The organism is Bartonella rhinolophi, assembly GCF_036576165.1.
GTDB lineage: Bacteria > Pseudomonadota > Alphaproteobacteria > Rhizobiales > Rhizobiaceae > Bartonella.
Genome location: NZ_JBAFWY010000008.1, coordinates 18700 through 42291, shown reverse-complemented (window position 1 = coordinate 42291; position 23592 = coordinate 18700). Strand labels below are relative to the sequence as shown.

Below are 23592 nucleotides of genomic sequence, written 5' to 3'. Positions count from 1 at the left end.
TTTTAAATAAAAAACAAGCATAAAATTTATGGTTATAAGTTTTTTTAATTAGATAGATAGTCAAACGCAATGAGCGATAATAACAAGGATCTTTTTAGTATTTTAAATAATGCTCAATCTCGAGTAAAAACAAAAGAAAAAAGTCTGCCAACTTCAATGAACTCAGAAGCTATAGCTTTTAAGGAAAATGCACAAGAGGATAACTATAATGCCCACTCTATTCGGATACTTGAGGGGTTGGAGCCCGTGCGTTTACGCCCTGGAATGTATATCGGCGGAACAGATAATAAAGCACTTCACCATTTGTTTGCTGAAATTATTGACAATGCAATGGATGAAGCTGTTGCTGGTTATGCGGACTTAATTGATGTATCATTAGATAAAAATGGTTATTTAACTGTTACAGATAATGGGCGCGGTATTCCTATCGAAAATCACCCTCAAATGCCTGAAAAATCCACTCTTGAAGTCATTATGACACAACTTCATTCAGGCGGAAAATTTGATGGAAAAGCTTATCAAACTGCTGGAGGGCTACATGGAGTAGGGATTTCTGTTGTCAATGCTCTTTCTGATGAAATGGAAGTTGAAGTAGCACGAGACCGCAAGCTTTATCGGCAAAGATTTTCACGCGGGATTCCTCAATCTGGACTGGAAGATCTGGGCGATGTTTATAACCGTCGTGGCACACGAGTTCGTTTTCATCCTGATAGTGAAATTTTTGGTGAAAAAGCATCTTTTGATCCAGAAAAAATTTATAAGATGGCGCGCTCCAAGGCCTATCTTTTTGGCGGAGTAAAAATTCGCTGGAATTGTGACCCTTTCATGCTTGAAGGTACAAAAGATATTCCTGAAAAAGCTGTTTTTTACTTTCCAGATGGGCTTAAAGATTATTTACTATCATCACTGAAAAGCGAATATCGAGTAACCTCGGAAATTTTTTCTGGAAAAATAAAACAATATAATGGCCATAGTTCAGTTGAATGGGCTGTTGCTTGGCATGGTGGTGATTCTTGTGTGCAATCTTACTGCAATACTATTCCCACCAGAGAAGGTGGAACGCATGAAATAGGGTTGCGACAAGCTCTTTTACGCGGATTAAAATCCTATGCTGAATTAACAGGCAATAAACGCGCCGCTATCATTACCTCTGATGATGTCATGATTTCAACCGTTGCAATACTTTCAGTTTTCATCAAAGAACCTGAATTTGTTGGACAGACTAAAGATCGATTAGCTACAGTTGAAGCACAACGCATCGTTGAAAATGCAATACGTGATCCTTTCGATCATTGGCTGGCAAATTCTCCACAAGAAGCAACAAAACTCCTTGATTGGGTTGTTGAACGTGCTGAAGAACGTGTAAAACGACGCCATGAAAGAGAAGTAAATCGAAAAACTGCTGTACGAAAATTGCGTTTGCCTGGAAAATTGGCAGATTGTAGCCAAAACTCTGCGGCTGGTGCGGAATTATTTATTGTTGAAGGTGATTCTGCTGGTGGTTCTGCTAAACAAGCACGAAACAGAGCAAATCAAGCAATTTTACCTCTTCGTGGAAAAATTTTAAATGTAGCCAGTGCTGCGCGCGAGAAAATGAACTCAAGCCAAACAATTGCTGATCTTATCCTTGCTCTTGGATGTGGAACGCGCTCTAAATACCGTGAAGAAGATCTTAGATATGAGCGTGTTATCATTATGACAGATGCGGATGTTGATGGTGCTCATATTGCCTCACTTTTAATTACTTTCTTTTTTCAAGAAATGCCTGATCTCATTCGTCAAGGACATCTATATCTTGCTGTGCCTCCCTTATATAAAATATCGCAAGGGGGAAAGATCGCTTATGCACGTGATGATGTCCATAAGGATGAATTGCTCAAGACCGAATTTACTGGAAAAACGAAAATCGAAATTGGGCGTTTCAAAGGCCTTGGTGAGATGCGCGCCGAACAGCTTAAAGAAACGACTATGCACCCTCAAAAACGTGTACTTTTACGCGTTACTATTGATGCAGTTGAAATGCAAGAAACCAAAAACACAGTAGAAAATTTAATGGGAACGAAACCAGAAGCACGATTTCGGTTTATACAAGAAAATTCCACTTTCGCTTCTAATCTCGATATCTAATTTTCAAAAATTGTCCTTTTAAACTACTGCAGCGGCATCAACAACGCGTAACTGTGGGTTGATCGTTCCATTCCAATAATTTAAATTAAGATTCCCAGCTAAATGGATTATTTCACCAATATTCTCAGAAAGAAAATAACCAAGTGATGTTCCTGCTGCACGAAAAGCTACTCCTTGCAGTTTTTTGCCGTCGATATTAGATATAATAAGGCGAAGATGCCCTTTTCCAAACTCATGCAGATTAATTAACCGATGAGAAGGGAAAGCAAAAGTAGGTGTATTATTCCCTGAACCAAATGGTCCTGCTTTTTCAATCATATCAAAAAGCGCTTTATTAGCACCAAAAGCAGAAAGACAACCATCTATACTAAGAGACTTTTTAGCACGTAACTGGGAAACCATTAAAGAAACTTTTTCTTCTAGCCATTTTCGGAAAAGTTCTATTTTTGTCGACTGAATCGTAACCCCAGCTGCCATACTATGCCCCCCACCTTTTTCTAATAAATTCAATGTAACTGCTTCACGAACAAGCGCTCCTAAATCTATTCCACTAATCGATCGCCCCGACCCTGTCCCGCTTCCATCTGCTTTTAAAGCAATTGCAAAAACAGGACAAAAAAAACGTTCTTTTAAGCGAGATGCAAGAATACCAACAATTCCTGGATGCCATTCTTGGTGAACAAGTACAAGCGATGAAGGTGCTTCTCTATCTTGATAAAGAGAATCAATGTAAGCTTCTGCTTGAGCTAATTGATCTCCCTCCATTTCTTGGCGCTCTTGATTAAGCTGATCCAATTGTTTTGCTATTTTATCGGATTCATCCTTATCATCACAACTAAGCAAACGCGCTCCCAAAGCTTGGTCTCCGATACGACCCCCGGCATTAATTCTAGGACCTAACAAAAAACCTAAATGAAAACTATTGAGCGGCTCACCTACACGTGAAACCTTTGTTAAAGCTGCTATCCCAGAATTATGCATAGAACGAGCAACCTGAAGCCCTTTAACCACAAAAGCACGATTAACACCTCTTAATGGAACTACATCACATATGGTAGCCAATGCAACAAGATCAAGCATACTTAAAAGATCAGGAAGCTTCCCTCCATATTTTTTTTTCCGTAATAAATGATTAACCCAAGCTAATGTCACAAACACAACGCCAGCAGCACATAAATGCCCCTGCCCAGAAAAATCATCAGGGCGATTAGGATTGACAAGAGCAATAGCTTCTTGATGAACCTCTGTCATTTGATGATGATCTAAAACCACAACATCAGCACCTGCAAGCCTCACTGCCTTTACCGCATCTGGACTATTCGCGCCACAATCAACGGTAATAATCAAATGAGCGCCCTCTTGTACTAACATCGTCATTGCTTGTTCGTTCGGGCCATATCCTTCAACAATACGATCAGGAATGTAAATTTTTACTTCTATGCCAAAATAACGCAAAAAGCGCGCTATGAGTGCCGATGAACAAGCGCCATCAACATCATAATCACCAAAAACAGCAACCTTTTCTTGTTTCATAATAGCTGTAACTATGCGCTCTGCTGCACATTGCATATCCGTAAAACTTTCTGGATCAGGCATTAAAGTACGCAATGTCGGATTAATAAAAGCAACAGCTTCAGATTCATCGACACCCCTTGCTGAAAGAACTCGAGCTAATTGATCTGGAAAACCAAATTTCTGAGAAATAGCACGAGCATTGTTAACCCCTTGAATATCAAGAGCATCTATCCAAGACTGACCACAAGCAGAAGATTCAACATTGAGAAAATAACGGGAACGTTGCATTTTATATATCTTATAATGAAAGAAGGTGAAATACAATCAAGAGTCAAATATAAATTACGTTATTGTAACATATATTCTATCTTAAAATATTCTATCTTAAAATATGAATAAGCTATTATAAATTTAAGGTATTATAATACCTCGATTATAAAGTACTGTTTTATAAGTTTTTATTTTCTCTTGACGCAAATCGAAAGACATTATATCAGAGGAAATAATGTGCGTTAAACACTTTGCTATAATATAGTCTTCAACGCAAAAATAAAAAATACCCTTATGTTAATGGGTTTCAATAAAGGATACTTCTATGGCAACTTTTTCACAAAAGCCAACTGAAGTGGTGAAAAAATGGGTTATTATTGACGCAGAAAACCTTGTTTTAGGTCGTCTTGCTACATTCGTTGCTAACCGCTTGCGTGGCAAACATAAAGCTACATTTACTCCACATGTCGATGATGGTGACAATGTTATTGTAATCAATGCAAACAAAATAGCTCTTACTGGCAAAAAATATACAGATAAAAAATATTATTGGCATACTGGCTATATTGGTGGAATTAAAGAGCGTACAGCTCGTCAAATTCTTGAAGGTCGTTTTCCTGAACGCGTCGTTGAAAAAGCTGTAGAGCGTATGATTCCTCGTGGACCACTCGGTCGCCGTCAATTAAAGAATCTACGTGTTTATGCTGGGAGCCAACACCCGCATATAGCACAACAGCCTGAAGCTCTTGACGTTGGTGCTCTAAACCGCAAAAACAAAAGGATTGCTTAATTATGGCTGAAATTAATTCTCTTTCTGAGCTTAGTGCAATTGCAATTACTGCAGAAGTTAATGAAAATGTCGCTCCTGTCCATGTACAAAAGCTTGATTCACAGGGACGTGCCTATGCAACAGGGAAACGTAAAAATGCTGTCGCTCGCGTATGGATCAAACCAGGTTCTGGAAAAATTATTATCAATAATAAGGAATTCGACAAATATTTTGCTCGTCCTGTTTTAAGAATGATTCTTCGTCAGCCAATTATTGCAGCCAACAGGGATAGCCAATTTGATATCATTGCAACTGTTGCAGGAGGTGGTCTTTCAGGGCAAGCAGGTGCAGTACGCCATGGTATTTCTAAAGCATTAACCTATTATGAACCAGAACTTCGTTCAGTTTTGAAAAAAGGTGGATTTCTTACACGTGATAGCCGTGTTGTCGAACGTAAAAAATACGGAAAAGCAAAAGCACGCCGTTCTTTCCAATTTTCTAAACGTTAATCGCTATTTTACGCAACACACAGAGCTCCGTTTTCAACGGAGCTTTTTTTTTAAGTATAACCTAATCTCTCAATAAAATTGCATTTCCAGCATCTTTTTTCATGAGCATTTCGTCAAAAATTTGGTAATCATTTACTCTAAAAACCGCTTTATCGTTCTAATAAAATGAGGAACAGAGATAGGTTTTGACATATATTCCTCACATCCACTTGCACGAATTCGCTCTTCATCCCCTTTCATGGCAAAAGCTGTTACCGCCACAATGGGAATAGATTTAAGTTCTTTATCTTCTTTTAACTGCTTAATGATGTCGATTCCTGATACCTCAGGCAACTGAATATCCATAAGGATGAGAGAAGGCATGGATGAACGAGCTAAATCTAACGCAAGAAGACCGTTACGCGTTTCAACAGTTGAGTAACCACTTGCTTCCACAAGATCACGGAATAATTTCATGTTAAGCTCATTATCCTCGACGATCATGACTTTTTTTGACATCAATATAACTCCACCCTTCCTATATAAAGAATAGCTATAAGTCTGAATACATTATCCCTTAGTTAAAATAAAATGATAAAAAAAATTGTAAACCATGAAGAAACTGAATAATTTGCGATAAAAGCATTTCTTCTATTATAAAAAACTAATCGCAACACTTTCCAGTTGATAAAATGGAATCCGAAACGCTCATAAAATTGTATTGTCGCACATTTTTCTAACTAGCATATTAACTAATTTATGGATATTAGAGTTGGTTTTCATACCGTTTCATTGCAAAACAGACATAAATTAACTCAAATACTGATTATTGAAAATGAATAAAATCAACCAAATAAGCTTTTACTAATACGTAATAAGTTGTTGCTGTTTTAAAATAACTATTTAAACTTTTAAAATAAGTTATTAATTTTTGATTTTTCCATTTTTTATTAAATTAAAAATATTTTATTTATAGTTTTAATTTTAAGCATTATTTTTCAAAAAGATGCGGATTTTCAATGGTAAGCTTTTCCCGTGCTTTTTGCAACCGTTTAATAGTTTCATCAATCTTTGATGAAGAATGAGAAAATTTTTGATTACTCAACAAATGTTGTCGTTCTTGACATTCATAAAAACACCGCATTTGAGATTGGAGTATTCTCATTTCTTGAAAAAAAAGACGGCCCGTTTCTTTGAAATCATTATTAAGTGAAAAAAGTTGATCAGAAATTGATACCAAAACCTGTTTTAAGAAGTGCTCACTTTCTTGACGTTTGCGATACTCTAAAATAAGAGCGTAGCTTATCGCATCCAGTTGTTTTTTAGTAGAATCAATTTTCTGCAATAAATTTTGCTTTCCTCCTATGTTTTCTTTTTGTACCTTCAAAAGCATAGCATGAATATTTAGCAACTTAACTGCGGAATAAGGCAAATAATCAACCAATGTGGATGTATCTGCATAGCGTTTTTGTGCAACCATCAACTCACCTAATGACTGGCTTTTACATTCATCCCACTATTTTTTCTGACTTTACAGAACTATTCTAAAGAAAGTGCTAAAAATACTGATTTCGATATATTTTTGACGAGTAACTTCACTTTTTTGTATTTTAAGGTTGGGCAAATGGAGATAAAAGGCGCATAGGCGTATAAAAGATAAGGTGTGTAGTTTTCTCTAAAACACTACTACTATCAGCAAGAATCGCCTGACTTGGAGATAATTCCGTACCCTGCATAATTGTTGAAGCCAAAGAACCTTCTCGAGAAAGAGCCATCAATGTTGGCGAAGACGCAAATACACTGTGTGCCCCACCATCAACATGAGAAAAATCAAAGACAGCTATGCCATTTTTACGTAGTATATCAATATCTGAGCCATCTCCTACACGAGGATGCCCACCTGTAAGACGCCCCGAAACAGCAAGAGCTTTATCAGCACGGGATACCAAAATAGCTGTTGGCTTAGGCAATTCTTTAATATCATTAAGTTGACGCTCAAATACATCAAGATCAATGTCTGGCGCAGCCATTAAAAAACTTGTAATACGACGAATTGGCTTATATTTTTTTTGTAATGCTAGAGTCCTGAACGCTTCCATAGTAGCAAAATTTCCCATAGAGTGCGCAATAACCGATATTTGATCTGCATTCGTTTCACTGATGAGTGTTAAGAGCTCCATGAGTCCATCACGTGCAAAATTAGCACTATCACGATCATAAATATAAAGGGGAACTGATCCAGCAGAGGGCCATGAATAGTGTACAGCAACAACATTCAAAGAATAATCATAAGTAAACTGAGCTGTACGAAATGTACCATCTGCAAAATTATTATTATAACCATGAATAAAAAGAAAAATTTCTCTTTTTCCTTTTGGTTTTTTCGCTAAAGCCGTATTTAATTGTTGCTTAAACTGTTCCTTGTTATCATACTTTTGTAATGCCACTGCTGCAAAATACTTATCATGAGTAGGTTTGTATGCGTTTGTTTCAACAACACCTTTCACGTGTTGTTGAGGGATTCCCACATCAACGCGATTATAGTGAACTTTATTTGATCGCTCTGCCCCGTAAGGCTGAGAATAACTGTTTTGCATCATACGGCTTGTTGCAACATATACTGGAATGATAGCTTTTGGAGGAATAGGCTCACCTTCAACTTCTCTTTGCACAGCCACCATAGATGGCGTTGCATGAATACCATGCCACAGCACCGCACGCGATCTACTGCATGCAGTTAATAAAGTAATACAAATAAAGAATATTAAATATCTTAAAAACATTGCACTTCTCACGGCAACATCACCTAATCATGCTGAAAAGAGTCACCACTGCATTTTACAGGCACAAAGAGGCAAACCTAAGAACCTAAAATGAAGCTTTCATCAAGAGCACACTGAACGAATAATATGCAAAAAAATCCGCTATAATGCGCACATACCCTCTTAATCTACATCCATACCAGCCAAAGGAAGCACAAATGGTGTGGTCGAGAAGACTCGAACTTCCACGGGTTGCCCCACAGCGACCTCAACGCTGCGCGTCTACCAATTCCGCCACGACCACACGTGGTAAAGACAAAAATCCAATTTTCGACTTCTTAACAAATCACAAAGCAAGGTACAAGCCAATTTTCGCTTTCTCATAACTTATTTTATTGATCAAAATGTAAATTTTATTACAATCCACGAACCGCCATCATAAAATTAGCCTGAGCAACTTGATCTTTTTCATAATAGCCATGAAAACTTGTTGTAATCGTTGTAGCACCTTGCCTTTGTATTCCTCTCATAGCCATACACATGTGTTCAGCTTCAATCAATACTGCAACACCGCGAGGCTTTAAATATATCGCTAAAGCATCGGCTATTTGAGCTGTCATAGTTTCTTGTGTCTGCAAACGACGAGAAAAAATATCCACAACACGTACAAGTTTTGAAAGACCAACAACTTTTTTATCAGGAAAATAAGCTATATGAGCTTTACCAACAATTGGAATCATGTGATGTTCACAATGTGAATAAAAAGCAATATCTTTCACTATCACTGGTGCATTATATCCTGAAACCTCTTCAAAAATCGTGCTCAAGACTTCTTCCACCGATTCGCTGTAACCGGTAAAAAGCTCGCGATATGCTTTAGCTACGCGCTTAGGAGTATCCATAAGTCCTTCTCGATTTGGATTTTCTCCCACCCATAGCAGCAATGTACGAATTGCTGCTTCCACTTCTTCAAAATCAGGACGTTTTTCCCCATATAAAAACGGGTTTGTAGTACCCCCTTTAACATCATGCATTTTAAAACTCCAAGCTTACCACATACAAAACATTTGCTATATGTCCATTTCATTCTGTATAATTTCTATATAATCGAATTAAAAGCTTAAACAATCACGGCTTTCGAATTTTTAGGTCATTGCTCATGATTGACAATATTTATAATGATAAAATACTTGAATATGCTGCACGTATCAGCAAAATTGGGCGTCTTAATGATCCGAATGCGACATCAAAAAAACATGCTCGCCTCTGCGGCTCAACTATTACTGTAGATCTCAAAGTAAAAAATTCTATCGTTACAGATTTTGCTCATGATGTGCACGCATGTGTGCTAGGACAAGCTTCAGCTTCACTTTTAGCATATCACATTATCGGACAAACAACACAAAACCTTAAAATGTTACGTGAAGTTATTTATCACATGCTCACAGAAGATGGCCCGCCTCCTTTAGCACCATTTGAAGCGTTTTCTTGCTTACAGCCCATTAAAAACTATAAAGTGCGTCATACATCAACAATGCTTGTTTTTGATGCTGTTATAGACTGTATTAAACAAATTGAAGAAAAATAAATGCTTGAATCATATTCTCAAAAAACAAAACAAACTCGAAACTATATAGGAGTATGGCGAAAAACACCTGGGCGGTTATTGGGTATTTTATTAATACGTTTCTATCAAGTAACACTTTCCAATTTTATAGGAAATCAGTGTCGTCACGCACCAACTTGTTCAGAGTATATTTATGAAGCAATTGCACGCCACGGACTTTGGGCAGGTGCATGGATGGGACTTTTTCGTATCATACGTTGTGGTCCATTTGGAACACATGGCTTCGATCCAGTACCTACCTCTCTTGGAAATTCTTGCTGTTTTTATAAACCTTGGCATTACTGGAAAATTTCTGCCCAACATAACAAATAGTTCTTTTCTTTTTATATGTGTATTGATAGAAAACAAGCCTGTTGTCCTTAACTGATTACCACGAAGTTTTTATGAAACTCTCCACAGTATGTTTGTGGAGTTGGATTAAAGGGGTGTTTTATGTCTTGTTCCGTTTCTCTTTCCTTTCCCGATGGTTCAAAACGTGATTACCCCACCGAAATGACGGGGTTAGAATTAGCAATATCTATTTCCAAATCACTTGCAAAAAAAGCAGTCGCCTATAGCCTTGATGGAATCATTCGAGACTTATCAGACCCATTAGGACAATCTGGTGAGGTTGAAATCATTACTCGCGAAGATCCACGCGCCCTTGAGTTAATACGCCATGATTGTGCACATGTCTTAGCTGAAGCAGTACAAGAGCTTTTTCCTGAAACGCAAGTTACAATTGGCCCTGTCATTGAAAATGGCTTTTATTATGACTTTGCACGCCAGCAACCTTTTACATTGGATGATCTTTCCACCATTGAGAAAAAAATGCGTGAAATTATCCAGCGCAATAAATTTTTTAGAAAAGAAATTTGGTCTCGTGAAAAAGCTAGAAAAATTTTTTCTGAAAAAAATGAACTTTATAAGGTTGAGCTGATCGATAATATCCCTGATAATCAAGATTTAAAAGTCTATTATCAAGGTGATTGGTTTGATCTTTGCCGCGGTCCACACATGCAATCTACTGGACAAATTGGTAATGCTTTCAAACTAATGAAAGTTGCAGGTGCTTATTGGCGTGGTGATGCCAATAATCCGATGCTAACGAGAATTTATGGAACGGCATTTGCTAACGAAAATGATCTAAAAGCCTATTTGCACATTCTAGAAGAAGCTGAAAAACGCGATCATCGTCGTTTGGGACGTGAAATGGACTTATTTCATTTCCAAGAAGAAGGACCGGGAATGATTTTTTGGCACAAAAAAGGCTGGAAAATGTTCCAAAATCTGATCAACTATATGCGTAGACGCCTCGATGATCACCAATATGCTGAAGTAAATGCACCGCAAGTCCTTGATAGATCACTTTGGGAGTTATCTGGTCATTGGGGATGGTACAAAGAAAATATGTTCAAAGCAATTCCAGCAGCTGATGATTGGGATGATGAATATATTTATGCTCTCAAACCCATGAATTGTCCTGGACATGTACAAATTTTTAAACATGGTTTAAAATCTTATCGTGATTTGCCTATTAGGCTTGCTGAATTTGGTCTTGTTCATCGCTACGAACCTTCAGGTTCTTTGCACGGTCTGATGCGTGTGCGTAGCTTTACACAAGATGATGCACATGTTTTTTGCACAGATGAGCAATTAGCCGATGAATGTCTTAAGATTAATGATTTGATTTTATCGGCTTATGCTGATTTCGGTTTTAAAGAAATCAGCCTTAAATTTTCAACACGTCCAGAAAAACGCGTTGGATCTGATGCATTATGGGATCATGCAGAAAATATCATGGCATCTGTTCTTAAAGACATTGAGGCAAAATTTGCAGGGCAAATCAAAACAAGTGTCCTTCCAGGTGAAGGCGCATTTTATGGGCCAAAATTTGAATATACACTGAAGGATGCTATCGGTCGCGAATGGCAATGCGGAACAACACAAGTAGACTTTAATCTTCCTGAACGCTTTGGTGCATTCTATATTGACAAAAATTCCGAAAAACGCCAGCCTGTTATGATTCACCGTGCCATTTTTGGATCAATGGAACGTTTTCTTGGTATATTAATAGAAAATTTTGCTGGACATATGCCGCTTTGGCTTGCGCCCGAACAAGTTGTTGTAGCAACAATCACATCTGAAGCAAATGAATATGCAAAAAAAATAACGGCAAAGCTTAAAGCCATTGGACTCTCAGTAACATCAGATCTTCGTAATGAAAAAATTAATTACAAAATACGTGAACATTCTTTACAAAAAGTTCCTGTAATTTTAGTATGTGGGAAACGTGAAGCTGAAAACAACAATGTAAGTATGCGTCGCTTAGGAAGCACGGATCAGATCTTTTTATCTATAGAAGAAGTTATTAAGCAACTTTCGAATGAAGCTACCCCCCCAGATTTGCATCGTTTAATAAATGCTTAAAATATATCAAAAGGCAAAAAAGCTATAAAATAAGAACGTTGTCGTTATCGTGCTCTGTCAAGTACACGCTTACATTCAATGAGTTCAAATAACGTTTCTTGTAACAATGCTTTATCCGTTTTGTCCTTGTAAGTGTCAACAGCACCAACAGATTCTTCTGCATCATTCCTCATAAAACTTAAAAGCCCAAAAGAAGACTTTTTAGGTTTATTGCGGATAGTCTCAGATGTTTTTCCTGCATGTTTTTTTTCCATTACGATATTCATAGCATCGATATCACCATTACCAAAGGCAATAATAAAAGCGATGCCATTCTCTTTTAAAAGACGTTGCACGCCCTTTATAGTATAACCTTGATCGTACAATAGCTGTTTAATACCGTTAAGCAAATCTACATCAGCTGGACGATAATAACGCCTCCCGCCTCCACGCTTCATCGGTTTAATCTGCGTAAAACGTGTTTCCCAAAATCTTAACACATGCTGTGGAAGCCCCAACAACTCAGCGACTTCGCTAATTGTGCGAAAAGCATCAGAGCTCTTATCCATTTTGCAACACCTTATCTAAACTATACAAATAATTTTATAGCGATTAATCAAGTTTTAATTGTTCAAAAAATTAACAAAAATTGAATTTATTGAAATGAAATTCAAATATTGATCCTATATAAGTTTTTTTAATAAATAGCATAATAATGACAGCGCTTACTTATGTGACATCATTTTTTTGTTTTGCACGATGTGAATCTAAAATTCTTTGTTTCAGTACATTTGCAGCCTTGAACGTCACCACTCGCCGCGATGGTATAGGCGCTTCTACACCAGTTTTCGGATTGCGTCCAATTCGTTCATTTTTATTGCGAACTTGAAAAGTTGCAAAAGAAGACAATTTAACTGCTTCACCTTTTATCAGTGAATTACAAATTTCATCCAAAACTAATTCAACCAAAGCTGCTGATTCACTATGTGACAAGCCCACTTTCTTACAAATCACGCTCGCCAAATCTGCACGCGTTACTGTTTTACTTGTCATTATAAACACCTATCCAAAATTAAAAATTATAAAGTGATTTATACGTTTTATTCAAATATGGTCAAGCAGCTATAACCTACCAGCGAATAAGAACTGCTCCCCATGTAAATCCGCCCCCCATAGCTTCCAACATAATGAGATCTCCTTTTTTAATTCTTCCATCATGAATAGCTGTTGTTAAAGCCAATGGAACTGATGCTGCAGACGTATTACCATGTTGATCAATGGTGATTACAACTTTATCGTTAGCAATTCCCAGCTTTTTAGCTGATGCTTCAATAATACGTTTATTGGCCTGATGAGGCACAAACCAATCTAATTGTGAAGAATTCATACCTGCAGCTGTAAAACACTCATCAACCACATCAGTTATCATGCCAACTGCATATTTAAAAACTTCTCGTCCCTCCATACGTAAATAGCCTGTTGTTTGCGTTGTTGAAGGACCACCATCAACGTACAGCTTATCTCTATATGCACCATCAGAGCGCAATTTGGCAGACAATATACCACAATCAGAAGCAAAATTACCTTCAACTTTCTGCGCTTCTAAAATAGCAGCACCTGCACCATCACCAAACAAAACACATGTTGTGCGATCTTTCCAATCTAAAATTCGAGAAAACGTTTCAGATCCAATAACCAAAATCCTTTTTGCTAGCCCACCACGTAAATAAGCGTCTCCCGTTGTTAAAGCAAAAATAAAACCAGAGCAAACAGCTTGAATATCAAAAGCAAACCCATGATTCATTCCCAAGGCATGCTGAATCTCAACAGCAGAAGCAGGAAATGTATGGTTTGGCGTTGACGTTGCTAAAATAATACAATCAATATCTTTTATTGTTAAACCAGCATTAACAAGTGCAGCTTGTGCAGCTTTTACTCCTAAAGAAACAGTTGTTTCATTTTCATTGGCAATATAACGTTGACGTATTCCTGTACGCTGAATGATCCACGAATCAGATGTTTCAACAAATTTTGCAACCTCATCATTCGATAAGCTCTTTTTTGGCAAGGCACTTCCCACACCACACACAACTGATCGAATCATTCGCCCCTAACCTTTTCTTGATTTTTTTTATTTGCATTATAAATACTGATCATACGGTCTCCCCCTTTAATATTACCTTATCTTCTTTATCCAAAAGTTTCTCTTTATTTTCGTGAAATCGTCTTAAGTCATCAGTTATTTTTTTTAAAAGTTCATTATTAACCATTTCATAACCAACACGAATAGCAGAAGCAAAACCACCAGCATTTGCACCGCCATGACTTTTTATCACAACACCGTTCAAACCTAAAAGCACTCCACCATTAACTCTGTCGGGATCCATTTTATGCTTCAGTGTACGAAAAGCACTTCGCGAAAAAAAGTAACCAAGATATGAAAAAAAAGAACTGCGCATAGCAGTACTCAAAAGCTCCCCTATCTGTCGTGCAGTCCCTTCTGCTGTTTTTAAAGCAATATTACCAGAAAACCCTTCCGTTACAACAACATCTACTACTCCTTTTCCAATATCACTCCCTTCAACAAACCCTTTATACTCCAGTCCTTCTAATTGGACTTCACGCAATATCATTCCAGCCTTTTTGATTGCATAAAGACCTTTAACTTCCTCAACACCAACATTTAAAAGCCCAACACTTGGTCTCTCGGTATGATATAAGGTGCGAAACATACCTGCCCCCATCACTGCCAAATCAACCAACTGGCTAGCAGATGCACCAATCGTTGCACCAATATCCAAAACGATACTCTCACTGCGAAGTGTTGGCCAAATACCAGCAATCCCAGGACGTTCAGCTTCTGCCATCATTTTTAAACAAAAATAAGACATTGCCATGAGCGCACCCGTGTTACCAGCAGAGATGCAAACATCAGCTTCACCATTTTTTACAGCTTCAATCGCATACCACATTGATGATTTGCCACGCCCAATACGAAGTGCTTGGCTTGGCTTTTCATCCATACGCGTATAACTTTCTGTGGAATAAAAGCTTGATACAGAAGCCAAGCAAGGATACTTTTTCAAAACTGGCTTAACAGCTTCATCTATCCCATAAAACAAAAAATAAACATTGGGCAAATATTTTTGTGCAATTGCTGCTCCCGCAATAGTTACTTCTGGACCATGATCACCACCCATTACATCCACGGAAATTCTAATCACTCTTGCATATCCTACATTTTTAAATTTATGCTTTTAAATTCATTGCAATTTTTTACGACCGAAAAATCGCGAAGCGTATCATACAGATCGCTTCGCAGAAAATACCGTTTTTATTTTAGTATACAATAAATATTTTTTTTATGTATTTATACTCACTTCCAATCTTTCAAAATAGAAAATGGTGATATTTTTTTCTCAATTTCATCTGAACTTTCAATAACACTCATGCTTATACCTTTTTTGCGTGGGTAATGATCAATTGACAACTCAAAAAATTCTTCCATAACTGCACCTATATCAATTTTATCGTCATAAAAAACTTCTGGCACATCTAACCCTTCCGCATCTAAAAACAATTCACCTGTATCATCTGATATTTTTGGCTTCATTAAATTTGAGTTTTCAGGGACAAAAACAACTTCTATTTTTTCATAAAGAGTATTTTCTAGCGGTTCTAATGTGATAACACATGATTGTATTATATGTGCTCGCAATATTCCTTTTACGCGTACTCCACGTTTTTTCGACGGAAAGATATGAAATTCTCCCTCACAAGATTTCACTTTAACCAAATCATGATTCTTAGCTAAATTTGCACACTCTCGTTGATTTGCACAAATATGAACCCTTATACCCTTGGCAGGTAATGAACGTACGGATATTGGATAAGCCAAAGCAAATGTCATCTGAGAAACATTTTGAACATTCATTGGCAACTCCTAAATATAAATGAGGCTTAATATACTGCGCTTTTTATTTGGCAAAGTTACATTTTATCATTTTTTGCTTTTCTAAAGAAACTCTATATGGCATAATTCGCTTTATAACAGGGAAGCTCAGTGTAAGCTACGGCAGATTAAGCCTAAATGAGAAAAAATTTGAGATTCCTTTTTCGTCATATATCTAACTATAAAATATCTAACTACAAAATGGAGATATCATTGTTTCAGATGCCCCACATAGTGGATGTAGTCAAATGTAAATTATTGATTAGTCTGTTAATAATAAGTATGGCGGCAATTTCTGGTTGTCGTTTAATTGATTCCTCAGGTTCAAGTCAGATATATAGAGAGGGTTATATTCTTGATAAAAGTGCTCTTGATTCTATTTCTGTTGGCTCAAGTCAGGAGCAAGTTATTTTAACTCTAGGAACCCCTTCACTAAAGACGAAGTATGATAATGATGTCTTCTATTATATTTCACAAACTCGCTACCGTAGTATGCAATTTATGAAATCAAAAATCATTGATCGCAAAGTTTTAGCTATCTACTTCAATAAAAATAACCAAGTTACCAAAATAGCAAATTATGGTCTACAAGATGGTCAAATATTTGATTTTATCGCGCAAGTAACACCAACAGCAACAAAAGAGCAGTCTTTCTTGCTTCAAATAATTAAAGGCTCTGCGAATTTTCCAATTCAAAACTAAGTTTTAATGCCCTGCATACAACCCTGATAACATTAGGGTTGTATCTACTATTTTTGAAGGCGGACTTCTTTCGCTATATTATCAAGAACTGCATTGACGAGCTTTGGTTCATCACCTTCAAAAAATGCTTTTGCTATATCAACATATTCACTTACAACAACAGCAACAGGAACATCTTCACGGTTGACCAATTCCCATAAACCTGCACGCAAAATCGCTCGCAATATAGAATCAAGGCGCGAAAGTGACCATTCTGCAGAAAGCTGTTGATGAAGCGTAGGGTCAAGCTGCTTTTGATCTTGCACAACACCAGTTATTATAGCCAAGAACCATTGAAAATCAGCATCAAGGTACTGATCTCCATCAATATCTTTTCCTAAACGATAAGCCTCATACTCAGCTGCCGTTTCCATAACACCAGTCCCAACCATATCCATTTGATAAAGTGCTTGTACTGCAGCGAGTCTTGCTGCTCCACGTTTATTAGCTAAACGCGAAAAATGTTTGCTTTCTATATCAGCCATATTTAATGATTATCTCCAAATCCCTTTTTCAGAGCAATCATACATAAAGCAGCTTCAGCAGCGAAACCACCTTTATTTTTTTCGTCCTGTTTTGCACGCACCCATGCTTGTTTTTCATCTTCAACAGTCAAAATACCATTTCCAATAGCCAAATTTTTATGGACAGTTAAATCCATCAATGCTCGACAGGAATTATTAGCAACAATTTCAAAATGATATGTTTCACCCCGAATAATACAACCAAGTGCTACATAGCCATCATAAGACACCTTACTATTTTTTTCGACAAAAGCTATTGCAGCTGGTATTTCTAATGCTCCCGGAACTGTTACAATATCGTAACTTGATTCAGCCTTTTGTAAAGTGGTCACTGCACCTGCAAGAAGTGCATCGGAGATTTTACTATAAAAACGCGCTTCAACAATCAATATACGCGCCTTTTTATGCATTTCTTTCATCATAATGAACTCTCATCAAAATAAACCAATAAACTTTGTGTATTTAAAACATACAATTAAAAAAACATAATCAATTTTTAGCTTATTCAGCTTGCATTTTAAAGCCAGAAAATTGGGCAGCATAACGAGCAAATTGATCAATTTCTAAATTAACTTGATCGCCAACTTTAGCTTGTCCCCAAGTCGTCACTTCAAGTGTATGACGAATAATAAGAACATCAAAAATGTTATTCTCAACGCAATTAACGGTGAGAGACGTTCCATTAAGCGCAACAGAGCCTTTACCTGTAATAAAGGGCATCAATCGTGTTGGAGCTTTTATGAAAAAACGAACTGCATCACCTTCATTTTTCTGATTAATAATTTCAGCCAAACCATCAATGTGACCAGAAACCAAATGCCCGCCCATTTCATCACCAAATCGTAGCGAACGTTCCAAATTAACAAAAGTCCCTTTTGTCCATTGCGCAAGATTAGTCAAACGCAATGTTTCTTCCCACGCCTCCACTGCAAACCAAGTGTTAATCGTTGGTTTTTCAGCTTTTTCAACGATCGTCAAACAAATCCCTGAACATGCAATTGATGCTCCAATTTCTAAATTTTCCATGTCGTAGTGTGTAGAAATATTTAAACGCACCCCTTGCTTTAAAGATTTAACATCTTCAACACAACCAATATCCGTTACAATCCCTGTGAACATAGTGTCTTACGCCTCCACTTACAAAAACGGTCATTGCCAAACATTCTTGTCTCAACTTCACGAAACTCTGAAAAATATTTTCTAAAATGGGGAGCTTCAACACGGCTTTCGCCTAAAATAATAGGTGCATAAAAGCATATTAAATGATCTACACAACCAGCATTTAAGAACACTTCTCCTGTCTTTACTCCTCCCTCAAGTAAAGCATTATTGATCCCAAGTTGATAAAGTAATTGTAAAATAGAAAAGGGCTGCATACAACCATTGCTAGACTCTACTGAATATACAGATACACCACATTGTTTAAGTGCTATTTTTTTGCTTTCCTTTGAAAGACCTGCATCACAAATAATCCATGTAGGAATTTTTGTTGCCGTTTGAACAACCTTTGCATCAAGGGGAATACGTAAGTCTATATCTAAAATAATACGTATAGGCGAACGTTTTCCCAGTCCTGGCAAGCGACAATTTAGCTGTGGATTATCCGCTAATATAGTGCCAACACCAACAATAATAGCGTCATTTTGAGCCCGTAAAATATGAGTATGTGTGTGGGAAATCATTCCACTAATTTTTATTCCACCCTGCCCTTTTTTTCCCACACCATTATCTGCAGAAATTGCCATTTTTAAAGTGACGGCACATCGCTGCAGCTTCTTTATGCATAAATGAGTACACAATGCTTCAAAAGCTTCTTCAGCCAAAACTCCTTCCACAACTTCAATACCAGCCGTACGCAAAAGAGCAATACCACGACCATCAACTCGTTTATCTAAATCAGTAAGAGCAATAACAACCCGCGAAATACCCGATTTAATAAGTGCATTGACACACGGCGCAGTCTTACCATAATGCGAACAAGGTTCCAAAGTAACATAAGCAGTGGCACCATGAGCCAAGGGACCCGCCATGTGTAAGGCTTGCACTTCAGCATGAGGCCTTCCATGAATAGCAGTTACACCATAACCAACAATGGATATTTCCCCATTATCATCATTGCGCGTGATTAATGCGCCAACAGAGGGGTTTGTACCAGTAAGACCGATATGACGTTCTGCCAAACGGATAGCTGCGCCCATATATCGTTCATCTTGCGCTTTGTTATTCATTGAAACAAGATTCTGTATCCGTTATATCCTTTGACAACTCATCTATAATATCATGAAAATCGCTTGCATTACGAAAATCTCGATAAACAGAGGCAAAACGAATATAAGCAATATCATCAATACTCTTCAACGCTTCCATCACAAGACGCCCAATTCTTTCTGAAGCAATCTCAGGCTCTCCTAAGCTCTCAAGCTGACGAACAATGCCAGAAATTGCTTGTTCAACATGGTCAGGATCAATATTGCGTTTACGCACAGCTACATCAACTGATCGCATCAATTTATCACGATCAAAAGGTTCACATTGACCACTTTTTTTAGAAACTAAGAAGTTACGCAATTGAACACGTTCAAAAGTCGTAAAACGCCCACCACAAATAGAACATACACGTCGCCGTCGAATGACCGCACCCTCCTCAGTAGGGCGCGAATCTTTAACTTGTGTATCCTCAGATTGACAGTAAGGACAACGCATCTTCTTACACTCTTAACAAGCTCACAGATCAGAATAAAGAGGGAAATTATTCGTCATGTCTTTTACTTTTTCCTTAACAGCCATTTCAACTACACTATTGTCCTCATCACTTTTTGTTATCCTGAGACCTTCAAGAACTTCTGTAATTAAATCAGCAACTTGAATAAACTCATTTTCTGCAAAACCACGCGTTGTTGCCGCGGGTGTCCCTAAACGAATACCTGAGGTTACAAATGGTTTTTCTGTATCAAAAGGTATGCTATTTTTGTTACAGATAATGCCAGCACGTCCCAAAGCCAATTCTGCGAATCTTCCTTTTAAGTTTTTAGAACGCAAGTCAACCAACAATAAGTGATTATCTGTACCGCCAGTAACAATATTAAAACCATTACTCTGCAATCTCTTTGCCAAAGTCTTAGCATTAGCAACCACATTAGCAATATAATCTTTGAAAGCAGGCTGCAAAGCTTCTCCTAGCGCCACCGCCTTGCCAGCAATCACATGCATGAGAGGACCACCTTGAAGACCTGGGAAAACTGCCATATTAACTTTTTTGGCTAACTCTTCATCATTTGTCAATATCATACCACCACGAGGACCACGCAGTGATTTATGTGTTGTGGAAGTAACAATATGTGCATATGGAACAGGAGAAGGATGAGCACCAGCAGCAACTAAACCTGCGATATGAGCCATATCGACCACTAAATATGCTCCAATTTCATCGGCAATTTCACGAAATCGTTTCCAGTCCCATATCCGCGAATAAGCTGTCCCACCTGCAAAAATAAGCTTTGGCTTATGTTCTTTTGCAAGACGCTCAACTTCCTCCATATCAAGAAGCTGATCTTCTTGACGCACACCATAGGAAACAACATTAAACCATTTCCCCGACATATTGACGTGAGATCCATGCGTGAGGTGACCACCAGCATTCAAACTCAGCCCCATTAATGTGTCCCTAGGTTGAAGCAAAGCCAAAAGTACAGCCTGATTCATTTGACTACCTGAATTAGGTTGAACATTCGCAAAAGAAGCACCAAATAACTTCTTAGCTCGCTCAATTGCTAGTCCTTCAATTTGATCAGCAAAATGACATCCACCATAATAACGATTTCCTGGATAGCCCTCTGCATATTTATTAGTTAAAACCGACCCTTGTGCTTCTAAAACTGCTCTTGAAACAATATTTTCTGATGCAATAAGCTCAATTTCATATTTTTGACGCTCAAATTCTCCTCTAATTGCATCAAAAATTGCGGCATCAACAGTTTGTAAATGATTATTAAAAAAGCACTTTTGCGTGCTATTTTCTGGCTTGGTCATAAAATACATCCTAACATTAAAAAACGAAGCAATAAACGATAACATAGCAAATTGCACAGACAAAATATTTTAAATTATTTTTATTTTTAAAAAGTGCAAAATTGATATTAATTTTATCATAACGTGCTCTTATTACACTATTTTTTATAGATAAAACGACTTATATCCCTAAAATATTCAATAATTTAAGCTCATTTATGGTGTGACATGCTGAATATGGTAAAACAAAATTAATTCAAGGTAGATATGAATGACGACAAAAGTTTTTATTGATGGTGAACATGGAACAACTGGATTACAAATACACAAGCGACTAAAAAAACGTCCAGATTTAGAATTACTTTCCCTTCCCCATACAGATCGACATAACATCAATATTCGAAAAGATTATCTTAACCAAACTGATATTGCTATTTTATGTCTTCCAGATGATGCTGCACGCGAAACAGTCTATCAGCTCAAAAACAATAAAAAAATTAGAATCATTGATAGCTCAACAGCTCACCGCGTTGCACCAGATTGGATCTATGGTTTTCCTGAAATGACTGCAGGACAAAAAAAACGCATCCAATCGGCACGTTACGTAACAAACCCTGGATGTTATCCTACTGGTGCAATTAGCTTAATTCGACCACTTCGCGAAGCTGGTCTTCTAGACGCTTACTATCCAATATCAATTAATGCAATATCTGGCTACACTGGCGGTGGTAAACAATTGATTGCACAAATGGAAAATCAATCTCAACAAAACAATAGTCGGGAAAGTTATTTTATCTATGCTCTCAATCTGAAACATAAACATGTGCCAGAAATTAAAACTTATGGACAAATCAACCAAACACCCATTTTTGTACCAAGTGTCGGTCATTTCCCTCAAGGAATGATTATAAATCTTCCATTACATCGTAACTTATTTACAAAATCAGCGAATTGCTCTGATCTACGCGAAATTTTCGCAAATCATTACGATGGACAAAATGTCATATCGATTGCATCACAAAAAGAAACCGAGACCCTTACCAAACTCAGCCCAGAATGCCTAGCACATAAAGATGGCATGAAACTATTTGTTTTTGGCGATGAGAATGAAGGTATTTTTAATCTATGCGCCATACTAGATAATTTGGGGAAAGGTGCATCTGCAGCTGCTGTTCAAAATCTCGACTTAATGCTTTTAGGTAATTAAATTGTACTGATAGCAAATTCTTATTTACTAACAGGATATGCTCCCTTTGTTGCGCGCCAATGTGCAACTGAAAAACATAATATCACTAATGCAACGCTTTGATGGATGAGTCCCAAAATTATTGGAACTTCATTTAACAATGTAATAATCCCCAAAAGTGCCTGAATAACTATCATAATACATATCAAAAATGCACGACGAGAATGCGTTGAATGTGGAACATTTTTTTGTACATATAAAGCATGAATAATGGCTACAATAAACAAAAAATAAGCAAAAAAACGGTGAACAAATTGAACAGTTAACGGATTTTCAAAAAAATTAAGCCAAACGGGATTATGATTCAGCAATCCATCGGGAATGACTTGACCGTCCATAAGTGGCCACGTATTATAAGCTTTACCCGCATGCAATCCTGCAACTAAAGCACCCAAATAAATCTCGACTAAAATAAGAGCAACAAGCCAACCAGCAAAATGTTGAATCATTTTATTTGTTGGCTTTTCTGAATATTCTATAAGTCCTCGAGACAGATAAGTAACAAAAATAATAACAAAACATGCTGTTATAAGATGAAATGCTAAACGATACTGGCTCACGCTTGTCAGATTGCTTTGACCAATACCTGAAGCCACCATCCACCAACCAATCGCACCTTGAATAGCGATAAGAACTGGCACAATACTAATTGGAAGCAGAATATTTTTTTCAACACGCTTATTTGCCCAAAACCAAATTAAACCAAACAATGCCACAAGACCGACAAGACGCCCAAGAACACGATGACCCCATTCCCACCAAAAAATGACTTTAAATGCACTTAATGTCATATCGCGATTAAGGAGCTTATATTGCGCTATCTGCTGATACTTCGAAAATTCTTCCTGCCATTGCTCCACACCAATAGGTGGAATCATGCCATGAATTGGTTTCCATTCGGTTATCGATAACCCTGATCCCGTCAGGCGAGTAGCTCCTCCCACTAAAACAATTGCTAAACACAGTAATAAAATAGAATCAAGCCACACTCGGATTTGTTTCCGATGCTTTTTTTGCAATGGGACTAAAATAACATCATCTAATCTCTCTACTGCCATCTTTAATCACCCCACGCCTGTCTATCTCCACGCACAAGTATTTTTTAAACTTTGAAATTAAATCTTAACGAATTTATTAAGTACTGCAACTTTAGCAAAAAAACAAAGCATATTAGC

25 protein-coding genes and 1 tRNA gene are annotated in these 23592 nt (G+C 37.3%); 8 read left to right on the top strand and 18 right to left on the bottom strand.

The window, feature by feature from the left end:
- Positions 1–69 precede the first annotated feature (69 nt).
- The gene (parE, locus tag V5N67_RS05705; RefSeq protein WP_332060934.1) at positions 70–2127 is read left to right on the top strand and encodes a DNA topoisomerase IV subunit B; all 2058 of its coding nucleotides are present in this window, start codon (positions 70–72) and stop codon (positions 2125–2127) included.
- Between the two features lie 18 nt (positions 2128–2145).
- On the opposite strand, the gene recJ is transcribed toward parE, so the two are convergent.
- Positions 2146–3930, bottom strand: coding sequence for a single-stranded-DNA-specific exonuclease RecJ (recJ, locus tag V5N67_RS05700; protein ID WP_332060933.1), 1785 nt, complete (start codon positions 3928–3930; stop codon positions 2146–2148).
- A 307-nt stretch (positions 3931–4237) separates the two neighbouring features.
- Between recJ and rplM the strand changes: the two genes are divergently transcribed.
- Together rplM and rpsI are read left to right on the top strand one after the other, a co-directional pair.
- Positions 4238–4702 (top strand): 50S ribosomal protein L13, encoded by a 465-nt coding sequence (rplM, locus tag V5N67_RS05695; RefSeq protein WP_332060932.1) that lies wholly within the window; start codon positions 4238–4240, stop codon positions 4700–4702.
- Between the two features lie 2 nt (positions 4703–4704).
- Positions 4705–5190, top strand: a complete 486-nt coding sequence (gene rpsI / locus V5N67_RS05690; protein WP_332060931.1) for a 30S ribosomal protein S9 — start codon at positions 4705–4707, stop codon at positions 5188–5190.
- Positions 5191–5322: 132 nt separating this feature from the next.
- Here rpsI and V5N67_RS05685 read toward each other — a convergent pair whose 3' ends face one another.
- From V5N67_RS05685 to folE, 5 genes are all read right to left on the bottom strand, one after another.
- Positions 5323–5688, bottom strand: coding sequence for a response regulator (locus V5N67_RS05685; protein ID WP_332060930.1), 366 nt, complete (start codon positions 5686–5688; stop codon positions 5323–5325).
- Between the two features lie 472 nt (positions 5689–6160).
- Complete coding sequence (locus V5N67_RS05680) at positions 6161–6649, bottom strand: hypothetical protein (RefSeq protein WP_332060929.1); 489 nt, start codon at positions 6647–6649, stop codon at positions 6161–6163.
- A 130-nt stretch (positions 6650–6779) separates the two neighbouring features.
- The gene (locus V5N67_RS05675) at positions 6780–7952 is read right to left on the bottom strand and encodes an alpha/beta hydrolase (RefSeq protein ID WP_442879248.1); all 1173 of its coding nucleotides are present in this window, start codon (positions 7950–7952) and stop codon (positions 6780–6782) included.
- A gap of 198 nt (positions 7953–8150) precedes the next feature.
- Positions 8151–8235, bottom strand: a tRNA-Leu gene (locus V5N67_RS05670).
- 112 nt (positions 8236–8347) lie between these two features.
- Entirely contained in the window at positions 8348–8965 is a 618-nt protein-coding gene (folE, locus tag V5N67_RS05665) for a GTP cyclohydrolase I FolE (protein WP_332060927.1), read from the bottom strand.
- A 125-nt stretch (positions 8966–9090) separates the two neighbouring features.
- Between folE and V5N67_RS05660 the strand changes: the two genes are divergently transcribed.
- The 3 genes from V5N67_RS05660 to thrS all read left to right on the top strand — a co-directional run bounded on the left by V5N67_RS05660 (position 9091) and on the right by thrS (position 11967).
- Positions 9091–9519, top strand: coding sequence for an iron-sulfur cluster assembly scaffold protein (locus V5N67_RS05660; protein ID WP_332060926.1), 429 nt, complete (start codon positions 9091–9093; stop codon positions 9517–9519).
- Positions 9520–9870: a membrane protein insertion efficiency factor YidD gene (yidD, locus tag V5N67_RS05655; protein WP_332060925.1), complete on the top strand. Its 351-nt coding sequence runs from the start codon at positions 9520–9522 to the stop codon at positions 9868–9870.
- 120 nt (positions 9871–9990) lie between these two features.
- On the top strand, positions 9991–11967 hold the full coding sequence (gene thrS / locus V5N67_RS05650) for a threonine--tRNA ligase (RefSeq protein WP_332060924.1): 1977 nt from the start codon (positions 9991–9993) through the stop codon (positions 11965–11967).
- Between the two features lie 44 nt (positions 11968–12011).
- Here the strand turns inward: thrS and V5N67_RS05645 are convergent, their stop codons facing one another.
- The 5 genes from V5N67_RS05645 to V5N67_RS05625 form a co-directional block, all read right to left on the bottom strand.
- A complete protein-coding gene (locus V5N67_RS05645; protein ID WP_332060923.1) occupies positions 12012–12515 on the bottom strand; it encodes a MerR family transcriptional regulator in 504 nt (167 codons plus the stop codon).
- A 160-nt stretch (positions 12516–12675) separates the two neighbouring features.
- Positions 12676–12999, bottom strand: coding sequence for an integration host factor subunit alpha (locus V5N67_RS05640; RefSeq protein ID WP_332060922.1), 324 nt, complete (start codon positions 12997–12999; stop codon positions 12676–12678).
- A 76-nt stretch (positions 13000–13075) separates the two neighbouring features.
- On the bottom strand, positions 13076–14050 hold the full coding sequence (locus V5N67_RS05635; RefSeq protein WP_332060921.1) for a beta-ketoacyl-ACP synthase III: 975 nt from the start codon (positions 14048–14050) through the stop codon (positions 13076–13078).
- Positions 14051–14099: 49 nt separating this feature from the next.
- Entirely contained in the window at positions 14100–15170 is a 1071-nt protein-coding gene (gene plsX, locus V5N67_RS05630) for a phosphate acyltransferase PlsX (protein WP_332060920.1), read from the bottom strand.
- 152 nt (positions 15171–15322) lie between these two features.
- Entirely contained in the window at positions 15323–15880 is a 558-nt protein-coding gene (locus V5N67_RS05625) for a YceD family protein (RefSeq protein ID WP_332060919.1), read from the bottom strand.
- Positions 15881–16120: 240 nt separating this feature from the next.
- Between V5N67_RS05625 and V5N67_RS05620 the strand changes: the two genes are divergently transcribed.
- Positions 16121–16600 carry an outer membrane protein assembly factor BamE gene (locus tag V5N67_RS05620; protein WP_332060944.1) on the top strand — a complete coding sequence of 160 codons (480 nt, stop codon included), beginning with the start codon at positions 16121–16123 and terminating at the stop codon, positions 16598–16600.
- A gap of 47 nt (positions 16601–16647) precedes the next feature.
- On the opposite strand, the gene nusB is transcribed toward V5N67_RS05620, so the two are convergent.
- The 6 genes from nusB to glyA all read right to left on the bottom strand — a co-directional run bounded on the left by nusB (position 16648) and on the right by glyA (position 21192).
- A complete protein-coding gene (nusB, locus tag V5N67_RS05615; RefSeq protein ID WP_332060918.1) occupies positions 16648–17124 on the bottom strand; it encodes a transcription antitermination factor NusB in 477 nt (158 codons plus the stop codon).
- A 2-nt stretch (positions 17125–17126) separates the two neighbouring features.
- Positions 17127–17585 carry a 6,7-dimethyl-8-ribityllumazine synthase gene (locus V5N67_RS05610; protein WP_332060917.1) on the bottom strand — a complete coding sequence of 153 codons (459 nt, stop codon included), beginning with the start codon at positions 17583–17585 and terminating at the stop codon, positions 17127–17129.
- 79 nt (positions 17586–17664) lie between these two features.
- Complete coding sequence (locus V5N67_RS05605; RefSeq protein ID WP_332060916.1) at positions 17665–18282, bottom strand: riboflavin synthase; 618 nt, start codon at positions 18280–18282, stop codon at positions 17665–17667.
- Positions 18264–19391 carry a bifunctional diaminohydroxyphosphoribosylaminopyrimidine deaminase/5-amino-6-(5-phosphoribosylamino)uracil reductase RibD gene (gene ribD / locus V5N67_RS05600; RefSeq protein WP_332060915.1) on the bottom strand — a complete coding sequence of 376 codons (1128 nt, stop codon included), beginning with the start codon at positions 19389–19391 and terminating at the stop codon, positions 18264–18266. Before ribD ends, V5N67_RS05605 begins: the two co-directional genes overlap by 19 nt.
- Positions 19384–19866, bottom strand: coding sequence for a transcriptional regulator NrdR (gene nrdR, locus V5N67_RS05595; protein WP_332060914.1), 483 nt, complete (start codon positions 19864–19866; stop codon positions 19384–19386). Before nrdR ends, ribD begins: the two co-directional genes overlap by 8 nt.
- Before the next feature lie 21 nt (positions 19867–19887).
- Positions 19888–21192 (bottom strand): serine hydroxymethyltransferase, encoded by a 1305-nt coding sequence (gene glyA, locus V5N67_RS05590; protein WP_332060913.1) that lies wholly within the window; start codon positions 21190–21192, stop codon positions 19888–19890.
- Positions 21193–21442: 250 nt separating this feature from the next.
- Between glyA and argC the strand changes: the two genes are divergently transcribed.
- Positions 21443–22378, top strand: coding sequence for an N-acetyl-gamma-glutamyl-phosphate reductase (argC, locus tag V5N67_RS05585; RefSeq protein ID WP_332060912.1), 936 nt, complete (start codon positions 21443–21445; stop codon positions 22376–22378).
- 20 nt (positions 22379–22398) lie between these two features.
- Here the strand turns inward: argC and V5N67_RS05580 are convergent, their stop codons facing one another.
- Positions 22399–23475, bottom strand: coding sequence for a COX15/CtaA family protein (locus V5N67_RS05580; RefSeq protein ID WP_332060911.1), 1077 nt, complete (start codon positions 23473–23475; stop codon positions 22399–22401).
- Positions 23476–23592: the final 117 nt, after the last annotated feature.